The organism is Gaetbulibacter sp. PBL-D1 (assembly GCF_050509525.1).
Taxonomy (GTDB): Bacteria; Bacteroidota; Bacteroidia; order Flavobacteriales; family Flavobacteriaceae; genus Gaetbulibacter_B; species Gaetbulibacter_B jejuensis.
Window position 1 is genome coordinate 101191 of sequence record NZ_JBNWKB010000011.1, and the last position, 9107, is coordinate 110297.

9 protein-coding genes and 1 pseudogene are annotated in these 9107 nt (G+C 35.8%); all 10 read left to right on the top strand.

All coding sequences use genetic code 11. The annotated features are described in order from the left end of the window. The first annotated feature begins 140 nt into the window (after positions 1 to 140). Positions 141 to 1355, top strand: a complete 1215-nt coding sequence (locus tag ACQ0RB_RS11015) for a polysaccharide ABC transporter ATP-binding protein (protein ID WP_430498438.1) — start codon at positions 141 to 143, stop codon at positions 1353 to 1355. Then, positions 1352 to 2431, top strand: a complete 1080-nt coding sequence (locus tag ACQ0RB_RS11020) for a DegT/DnrJ/EryC1/StrS family aminotransferase (RefSeq protein ID WP_430498440.1) — start codon at positions 1352 to 1354, stop codon at positions 2429 to 2431. Before ACQ0RB_RS11015 ends, ACQ0RB_RS11020 begins: the two co-directional genes overlap by 4 nt. Next, a complete protein-coding gene (locus ACQ0RB_RS11025) occupies positions 2428 to 3729 on the top strand; it encodes a polysaccharide pyruvyl transferase family protein (RefSeq protein WP_430498442.1) in 1302 nt (433 codons plus the stop codon). Before ACQ0RB_RS11020 ends, ACQ0RB_RS11025 begins: the two co-directional genes overlap by 4 nt. Beyond that, a complete protein-coding gene (locus ACQ0RB_RS11030) occupies positions 3726 to 4439 on the top strand; it encodes a WbqC family protein (protein WP_430498444.1) in 714 nt (237 codons plus the stop codon). The genes ACQ0RB_RS11025 and ACQ0RB_RS11030 overlap by 4 nt, the downstream gene beginning before the upstream one ends. Further along, a complete protein-coding gene (locus tag ACQ0RB_RS11035) occupies positions 4426 to 4866 on the top strand; it encodes a GNAT family N-acetyltransferase (RefSeq protein WP_430498446.1) in 441 nt (146 codons plus the stop codon). Before ACQ0RB_RS11030 ends, ACQ0RB_RS11035 begins: the two co-directional genes overlap by 14 nt. Further along, positions 4859 to 5695, top strand: a complete 837-nt coding sequence (locus ACQ0RB_RS11040) for a glycosyltransferase family 2 protein (protein WP_430498448.1) — start codon at positions 4859 to 4861, stop codon at positions 5693 to 5695. Before ACQ0RB_RS11035 ends, ACQ0RB_RS11040 begins: the two co-directional genes overlap by 8 nt. Beyond that, positions 5679 to 6599, top strand: a complete 921-nt coding sequence (locus ACQ0RB_RS11045) for a glycosyltransferase family 2 protein (protein WP_430498450.1) — start codon at positions 5679 to 5681, stop codon at positions 6597 to 6599. Before ACQ0RB_RS11040 ends, ACQ0RB_RS11045 begins: the two co-directional genes overlap by 17 nt. After that, complete coding sequence (locus ACQ0RB_RS11050) at positions 6596 to 7588, top strand: hypothetical protein (RefSeq protein WP_335976731.1); 993 nt, start codon at positions 6596 to 6598, stop codon at positions 7586 to 7588. Before ACQ0RB_RS11045 ends, ACQ0RB_RS11050 begins: the two co-directional genes overlap by 4 nt. 184 nt (positions 7589 to 7772) lie before the next feature. Beyond that, entirely contained in the window at positions 7773 to 8690 is a 918-nt protein-coding gene (locus tag ACQ0RB_RS11055) for a glycosyltransferase family 4 protein (RefSeq protein ID WP_430498452.1), read from the top strand. A gap of 100 nt (positions 8691 to 8790) precedes the next feature. Then, positions 8791 to 9107: pseudogene (locus ACQ0RB_RS11060) on the top strand (class I SAM-dependent methyltransferase); the annotation flags it as partial.

Below are 9107 nucleotides of genomic sequence, written 5' to 3' on the forward strand. Positions count from 1 at the left end.
AGTAGTGAGACGTGAAAAGTGAGTGGTGAGTAGTGAAACGACTATCCGATTCACGATTCACGAGAAAACGATTCACGATTCACGAGAAAACGATTCACGATTCACGAGAAAACGATTCATGATTTTAAATTAAATAACTAATGAGTAACATACAACATAATAACGAGGTTCTTGTTAAGGTTGAGGGGTTGAGCAAAAAGTTTTGCAAAGACCTAAAGACTAGTTTGTGGTATGGTGTCAAGGATTTGGTTACTGGCATTCGTGGTGGTAGTAAAAACCGAAGTTTACGTGCTAAAGAGTTTTGGGCGGTTAAGGATATTAATTTTGAACTACGACGTGGCGAGTGTTTGGGCTTAATTGGGCATAATGGTGCTGGTAAAAGTACCTTGTTAAAAATATTAAATGGACTCATAAACCCAGATGAGGGTAAAGTAATTATTAAAGGACGTGTTGGTGCATTAATAGAGTTGGGTGCTGGGTTTAACCCAATATTAAGCGGACGCGAAAACATCTATAACAATGGTGCTGTTTTAGGGTTTAGCCGAAAAGAGATTGACAGTAAGTTGGAGGCTATTATTGCTTTTGCAGAGCTTGATGAGTTTATAGATATGCCAGTGCAGCATTACAGTAGTGGGATGAAAGTGCGCTTGGGTTTTGCAGTAGCAGCCCAAATGGAACCCGATGTGCTTATTATAGATGAGGTGTTGGCTGTGGGAGATTTGGGGTTTATACTTAAGTGTTTTAAAACCATTGATACTATTTTACCTCGTACTGCTGTTATTTTTGTATCGCACAGTATGCCCATGATTTCAAGAATGTGTAATCAAATCATTTTAATGGATAAGGGAAAGTCTAAGTACCAAGGTAAGGATGTAGGTAAAGCAATTGATTTGTATTATACGCGATTTACTAACAATGATAGTAATTTGATTTTTGACGATGGTTCTTTAAAAATCAAGTCCTTGAAAGTTTTAAATGGTGCTGAAACAGAAACAGGTATTATGTTGAGTTGGGGAGATGATTTAGATATAGAAGTTGTTTTAAGTAAATTAAGAAAAGTAAATGACTTGGAGTTTTTTTTCATTATTGTAGATAAAGAACAGCGTCCTGTGGCTTCTTTATTGAGAAATATAAATTTTGAGTTTATATATAAACATGACAACTTGATAGCGTTTAAAGTATTACATGAAAAATTACAGCTCTCTAAAGGGGTTTATTCAATTAACTTCGCTGTTCGTTCTGCAATAACCAAAGAGCCAGTATATCGTGAAAACAATGTTTTAAGTTTTCAAGTTAGTTACCCAAAAGAAAGCTGGGAGCCTTTTATGTTGGATTCTAAATTTAGCTCATTATGATTAACGTCACTAAAACGTTTTTGCCTCCGCAAGATGAGTATCAAGCTCTATTAAAACAAGCTTGGGATACGGGTTGGATGACTAACCGAGGGGTTTTGGTAAAGGCTTTAGAAGCTCGATTGCAATCTTATTTGGATGTGCCTAGAGTTTTGACTATGACCAATGGTACTTTGCCTTTACAGATTGCTATTAAAGGCTTAGGACTAAGCGGCGAAATTATTACCACACCTTTTAGTTATGTGGCTACGACTAGTAGTATCGTGTGGGAAGGTTGCACGCCTGTGTTTGTAGATATTCATCCATACTATTTGACTATAGACGAGACCCAAATTGAAGCTGCTATAACCGAGCGTACTACTGCTATTTTAGCTACCCATGTGTTTGGTAACCCTTGTGATGTGGAAGCTATTGAAACTATTGCAAAAAAGCACCGCTTAAAAGTGATTTATGATGCAGCCCATTGTTTTGGGGTGCGGTACAAAGGGCAGTCTGTTTTTAATTATGGTGATGTGAGTAGCTGTAGTTTTCATGCTACCAAGTTATTCCATACTGGAGAAGGTGGTGCGTTGTTTTGTCAACCTGAGTATTATGATGTGTTGTTTTACCATCATAATTTTGGACATCAAGGAAACGAAGCCTTTCAGGGGTTGGGGATTAATGCTAAGATGAGTGAGCCACAAGCTGCTATGGGATTAGCAGTATTGCCTTATATGACGGAGATTTTAAACGAACGACAGCTTATATGTGAGCAGTATAGTGCTGCATTTGAATTGACACCGTTGAAAGTGTTGGCTATAAGACCTGATACCGATTGGAATTATAGTTATTACCCTGTGCTGTTTGAGAGTGAAGCTCAATTGCTAAAGGTTAAAGCTGCTTTAGAATTGCATTCGATTTTTCCGAGGCGTTATTTTTACCCTAGCTTGAATACATTACCTTATTTAGAGGTTGCACCTATGCCTATTTCGGAATCTATTTCTAAGCGCGTGATGTGTTTGCCGCTTTATGTAGGTTTGAAAGGGAATGATTTTGAAGTTGTAAACCAAATAATTAGAATTATTAAAACTAATATATGAAGATTTTAGTGATTGGGCAGTGTACTTTACACTGGGGAAGAATGGAGTTTGGAAATATTGGAAACTATTATATTATAGAGCCTTTTTTTAGACAGTTGCACCGTGTTTTTCCTGATGCTCAAATTAGTACTACGTTTCAAATGTCGGAAGCGTTTTGTTTAAAAGAGTCTGTGGAAGTATTACCAATGCATTTATATTACTCTTGGGATAATGACTTAGTACAGGCAAAAGACGAATTAGTCATAGCAAACCGTTATATAGAGAATGGAATGTTAGAACGTACTACACCTTATATTGATGTAGTAAAGGATATGGACTTGGTAATTGACTTTAGTGGCGATATATGGGGCGATAATGCAGATTTTTTAGGAGAGGATCGTTTTATGGTTGGACTCTTAAAAGATAGGGTAGCACAATTATTAGCAAAGAAAACCGTAATGCTTGCAGGGTCTCCAGGTCCGTTTAATTCCAAAAAGAATATTGATTTTGCGAAAGAAGTGTATGCCAATTTTGACCTTGTAACAAATAGAGAGTCTATTAGTATACAATTGCTAGAAGAGAATGGGTTTGATACTAGTAAAACCAAAAGCCTTACTTGTCCTGCTTTTTTGTTTGAACCTACAGACCTAAAAAACCTCTTAAAGTTTGATGATTTGGAGGCTATTGTTGCTAAAGACCGTAAAAGTATTGGTTTTTTAATATGTGGTTGGAATTTTACAACAGGCCCATTTGATAAATGGCCAAGGGATGATAGTGAATATTTGGTTTTTGCTGAGGCTATTGAAGCATTTACCAATAACTATGATGTTGATGTTTATTTAATGTCGCACTCAAATGGATTTCCTATTCCACCAAAGCAGTTTGAATTGCAACATGGAAGAGACTATCCAATTATAAAGCAATTACAAAAGGTGTTATTGGAGCGTGCTAATTGTAGAAATGTTTATGCTCTTGATGGTGTTTATTCTGCATGGGAATCCAAAAGAATACTAGGTGCTTTTGATATGGTGGTAAGTGGGCGAGTTCATGCTGCTGTTGCTGCAATGAGTCAATGTGTGCCTACTGTTGTTATAGATTATGGGCATGAACCTAAAGCCCATAAGTTAAGAGGTTTTGCTCAAGTAGCTGGACAAGACGCTTATGTTGCCCATCCTGATGAAAAAGATAGTTTACAGACTAAAATGAATACCGTTTGGGATAATAGGGAAAGTATACATAACGATTTGGTAGAAAAAATTCCTAAAGTAAAAGCCTTAGGTAAAACACATTTTGACCTACTAAAACAAATTTGTTTATGATGCCTAAGAAAGTAGCTATTATGCAACCTTATTTTTTGCCTTATTTAGGTTACTTTCAATTACTGAAATTAGTGGATGAGTTTGTTATTTATGACAATATACAATTTTCTAAAAGTGGCTGGTTTCATAGAAATAGGATTTTAGAGCATAATAGTATTAAATACATCACTTTACCACTTCAAAAGGATTCGGATTTTTTGAATGTGAATGAAAGGTGTCTAGCTACTAACTTTGATATTCAAAGAGTTAAATTGTTAAGTAGGGTGAAGAATGCCTATCATAAAGCACCTTATTTTGATACTGTTTATCCTTTAATTGAAGCTATACTATTTTTTGATAGCCATAACCTTTTTGATTTTACGCTTAACTCCATACAAAAACTGTGTGACTATTTGGCTATAGATTATACTATTACTGTTTCGTCTCAGGTAGCGGTTAATCATGATTTAAGAGGGCAAGACAAAGTTTTAGCGATTTGTAAAGCAGTTAATGGTACTGTATATGTCAATCCTGAAGGCGGTATTGATTTATATAGTCAATCAGAGTTTGCCTCAAATGGTATAGGTTTACAGTTTTTAACCTTTAAACCTCAAAAGTATTCTCAGTTTTCAAGCTCATTTCAATCTCATTTGTCTATTTTAGATGTGATGATGCATAATTCAGTTCAGACTATACAAACTTTTTTAAGTGACGATTATGAGCTTAAGTAAAGTTGAAATTAATACTAGTTCTTTTAAGGACATTGTAGCGCATTTGGTAAGATGTAATAGTTCTTTTAAGCCTGAACTATCAACTTATGTAGATATACCAGAGTACTCTAAAAAGCTCACAGAATATTCAGAAAGGTATGAAGTATGGGATAATGATAAACTAATCGCTTTATTGGCTTTTTATCATAAAGAGTCTACAATTTATATTAGTAATTTGAGTGTTGAAAAAGATTATCAAGGCGCAGGTATAGCGAGTACTTTATTAAACACTCTTAAAAATACTCTTTTGAATAATGAGATGGACTCCATTGAGTTAGAGGTTTACAAGGAGAATATTATAGCTAAAGCATTTTATGAAAGACATGGGTTTGAGGTAGTGTCTTCATTAAATAATAAATTAACTTTAATACTTAAAACAAATGTCTAAACCTAAAGTTACAGTTTGCTGTATTACCTATAACCATGAAAAGTATATAGCTGAATGTCTTGATGGTTTTTTACTACAACAAACGAACTTTGATGTTGAGTTTTTAATACATGACGATGCCTCAACAGATGGGACGCAAAATGTTATTCTTTCCAAGGTGGGTAATGATAGTAGGTTTCAGCTCATCTTACGAAAAGAGAATATTAAGTCTACAGGTGTGCCAGTGTTTCCTATTTTATATAAGAAAGCCAAAGGAGACTATATAGCACTTTGCGAAGGCGATGATTATTGGACAGACCCTTTGAAACTGCAGAAGCAGGTTGATTTTTTGGAGGCTAATTCTGATTATGTGATTTGCTTTCATAACACTCAACTTTACAATGATAATAAAAGAACATTTTTAGAGGATGAAATCACTAGAAAGGTGCCAGATACTACTACGATTTTAGATATGGCTTATGGTAATTATATACATACACCGTCTGTTGTATTTAGAAACAGTTTTGTATTACCTGATTGGTTTAATCAATGTGTTCTAGGGGATTGGACTTTGTATATGATTATAATTGAAGGTGGTAAGGTGAAGAAGCTAAATGATTTAATGTGTGTATACCGTGTCCATGAGTCAAGTTTGTGGAGTTCAAAGGCAAAGGAATATAGATATGAAAAAACTTTAGAAAATGTTAGGGTAATTAAAGATAATTATTCTTTTACAACACCGGTTAAAACTATTCTTAACCAAAGGTTGTATAAAAATATTGAAAGAAAAGAGTACAGAGGTAAGTATCTTATTAAAAAAATAAAGCAATTTTTTGAAAAATACACCTAAAATATCCATAATCATCCCCAATTACAACCATAAACCGTATTTACAACAGCGGTTGGATAGTGTGTTTGGTCAAACGTTTCAGGATTTTGAGGTGATTGTATTGGATGATGCATCAACCGATGGGAGTCAAGAGGTGTTGAAAGCCTACAACAACCACCCAAAAGTAAGCCATATGGTTTTTAATGCGGTAAACTCTGGTAGTCCGTTTAAGCAATGGCAAAAGGGTATTGCATTAGCACAAGGCGAGTGGATATGGATTGCCGAGAGTGATGATTATTGTGAGCTTGATTTTTTATCAACATTACTTAGCTTTTATGAGTCTGACACAAGTTGTGTTTTACTTTATTGTGCCACTAAGCATAAGGATGAAATTTCAGGTAAAATGTATTTAGATACATGGGCTTCGGCTATGGATGAGCATCGCTGGAACAATAGTTTTATTAATACAGGACAAGATGAAGTAAAGCGTTACTTTAGATATAGAAACATTATACCAAATGCAAGTGGAGCATTGTTTAAAAAAGAAGCAGTGTTGAATGTGAGATTACCAATAGATATGAACTATTGTGGTGATTGGCAATTGTGGTTACAGCTGTTAAGTTATGGTAGTATTGGCTATGTAAGTAAGCCTATGAACTATTTTAGGAAACACAAAGATACTACTCGCACATTTAAACTGTTGGAAAGTGAAAGAACCCGTTTTAATGAATATTATACAATTATACAGCAGTACTCTACTTTTCTAGATAGGTTGGTTTATTTAAACAAGTATAATTGGATTGTTTTGGAATGTTATTTAAAAAAAAGAACCTTGGGACGTTTTCCTAATGTAAAGCTAAAATTACCTATTGAATTGCAGTTGGCTTATTGCATGCTGGTTGTAAGAAAAAAACTGAGTTTATGAGAAATATTATTTGTACTGTTATTACTAATAATTATGCGCATTATGCTTTAGCCTTACACGATTCGTTTAAAGATTATGATGATACCGTAGATTATTGTGTGTTTGTAAGTAATGGTGCTTTAGATACAGCTTATGAAGATGAGTTTGAGGCTCGAGGTATTGTATTATTAACTGTAGCTGATTTTAAAGATAACCGATTAGCTAAACAAATGCATGAGAAATATGCGACTGTTTATCATGATGCTTACCGTTGGGGAATGAAACCTTTGGTAATGATTGAGCTTTTAAATAGAAGTTATGACCATGTTATTTATGTGGATAGTGATATTTACTTTTTTGCTGATTATACTTTTTTATGGAAGGAGTTAGAAACAAGGAGTATGTTGCTTTCTCCGCATTGGCGTTGTTCAGACCCTAGTATAAGCGAAACTAATTTTAGACATAATTTTCTTGATGGCATCTATAACGGAGGTTTTGTAGGAGCAAGCAAAAAGGGAATTAAAGCTATGAGTTATTGGGCTGAATTGTGTTTGTTTAAGTGTGAGGTTAACCGAAATGACGGTTTTTATGTAGATCAGCGTTATTTGGATATTCTTCCAACTCGATTTGAAGGTGTGGGACATATTACTCATAGAGGGTGTAATGTTGCCAATTGGAATATAGTTGACTGCCAACGTGTGGCGCAAGCCGATGGTACGGTTTTGATTAATAATACTTTTCCTATTGTGTTTATACATTTTACCAATAGCTTATTTAAGGGTGCTTATTTATGGAAAGACGATGCACTTTTGATTCCTTATATTGAACGTTATAGGGATAATTTACTCAATTACTCAAAGGTAGATGTTATAGCTGCTTTTTTTAATAAAGGGATTCATCAGCAATCGCGAACAGAATCTGACTTTGAAAAGAAGTCTTTGATTGTAAAACTTAAAACGCTTTTAAAACGTACTGTAAAGAAAGTGCTAAAGACTTTTAAACTATTTTGATATGACTATAGCCATCTTAACTCCTAGTCAGAACCCGTATTCAGAAACGTTTATCCAGGCGCATAAGCAGTATTTGCGTGGTAAGATATGTTATTATTATGGTACAGGCGAGGGTATACGCTTGGAGGGTGTTGGAGGTTTAGTAGGACAATGGAAGCGGTTGTATTTTAAAGCGATTGCGAAATTGTTTAAGAAGCCTTCTGGTTATGTGAGGGATTGTATGTTGCGTACATCATTTAAACAGCAAGGAGTTGATGTAGTACTAGTAGAGTATGGCACACAGGCCCATAACTTAAGGGGTGTTTTGGCTTCGTTGGGTTTGCCTGTGGTGGTTCATTTTCATGGTTATGATGCCAGTAGGCAGGATGTTATAGCGCGTTGTGATGCGTATCGAGAAGTGTTTCAATTGGCCTCTAAGGTTATTGCGGTGTCTAGAGTTATGGAGACTACACTACTTAAACTTGGATGTCCTAAAGCTAAATTAGTATATAATGTGTATGGGCCACAACCCGAGTTTGAAACTATTAACCCAACATTTGCTAAAAAGCAATTAATAGGGATTGGGAGGTTTACAGATAAGAAGGCTCCTTATTATACCCTTATGGCTTTTAAGGAGGTGGTACATAAACATCCTGATGCTCGTTTGTTATTAGCTGGTGATGGCACTTTGTTGAATGTATGTAAAAACTTGGTGAAACATTACGGTTTGGAAAAGCAGGTAGTGTTTTTAGATGTGATTACACCTCAAACATACCGTAACTTGCTGAGTGAATCTTTGGCCTTTGTACAGCATTCCATAACTGCTGATAATGGTGATATGGAAGGAACGCCTTTAGCTGTACTAGAGGCTAGTGCAGCAGGCTTGCCAGTGATTTCGACTTACCATGCTGGAATACCTGATGTTGTTGTGCATGGAGAGACGGGACTGCTTTGTGAGGAGCATGATGTAAAGGCTATGACCCAAAATATGTTGCGATTGCTTGATGATGTTGATTATGCGCAACAGCTTGGAAGAGCTGGACAGGAGCGTGTTAATAGGTTTTTTACTTTGGAGCGTCATATTGGGGTTTTGCAAGCGTTATTGGAAGAGGTGGCGGATTAGAAGTTGGGAGTAATACTTACAGGTTGGTTTTTAGCGATTGGTTTGTTGTGTATTGTTTGTAGTTGATGTATATTCGCCAAAGCCCAATGCGTTGACACTCATGGTATCGTCAGAACAAAATACCTCACAAAATAGAGCCCACTATGATGCTTTGTATTCCAGGGTATCGGTAGATGGTATATTGCGTAAGCTAGAGCGTTTGGATGCTTTTTTGGCAGATGCTACAGCTACAGATACGTCGTGGGTGTGCATGTACCAAGACCATTTTAAGGATCGGTTGCAAGGTGCCAAGGTACTGGAGTTGGGTTGTGGTGATTGCACCAATGCTGCTGTAATGGCTGCCTTGGGTGCCCAAGTGTATGCCAATGACATATCAGACCAAAGTGGTGTGCTTATTAAAGCGTTAAATGCCCAAGC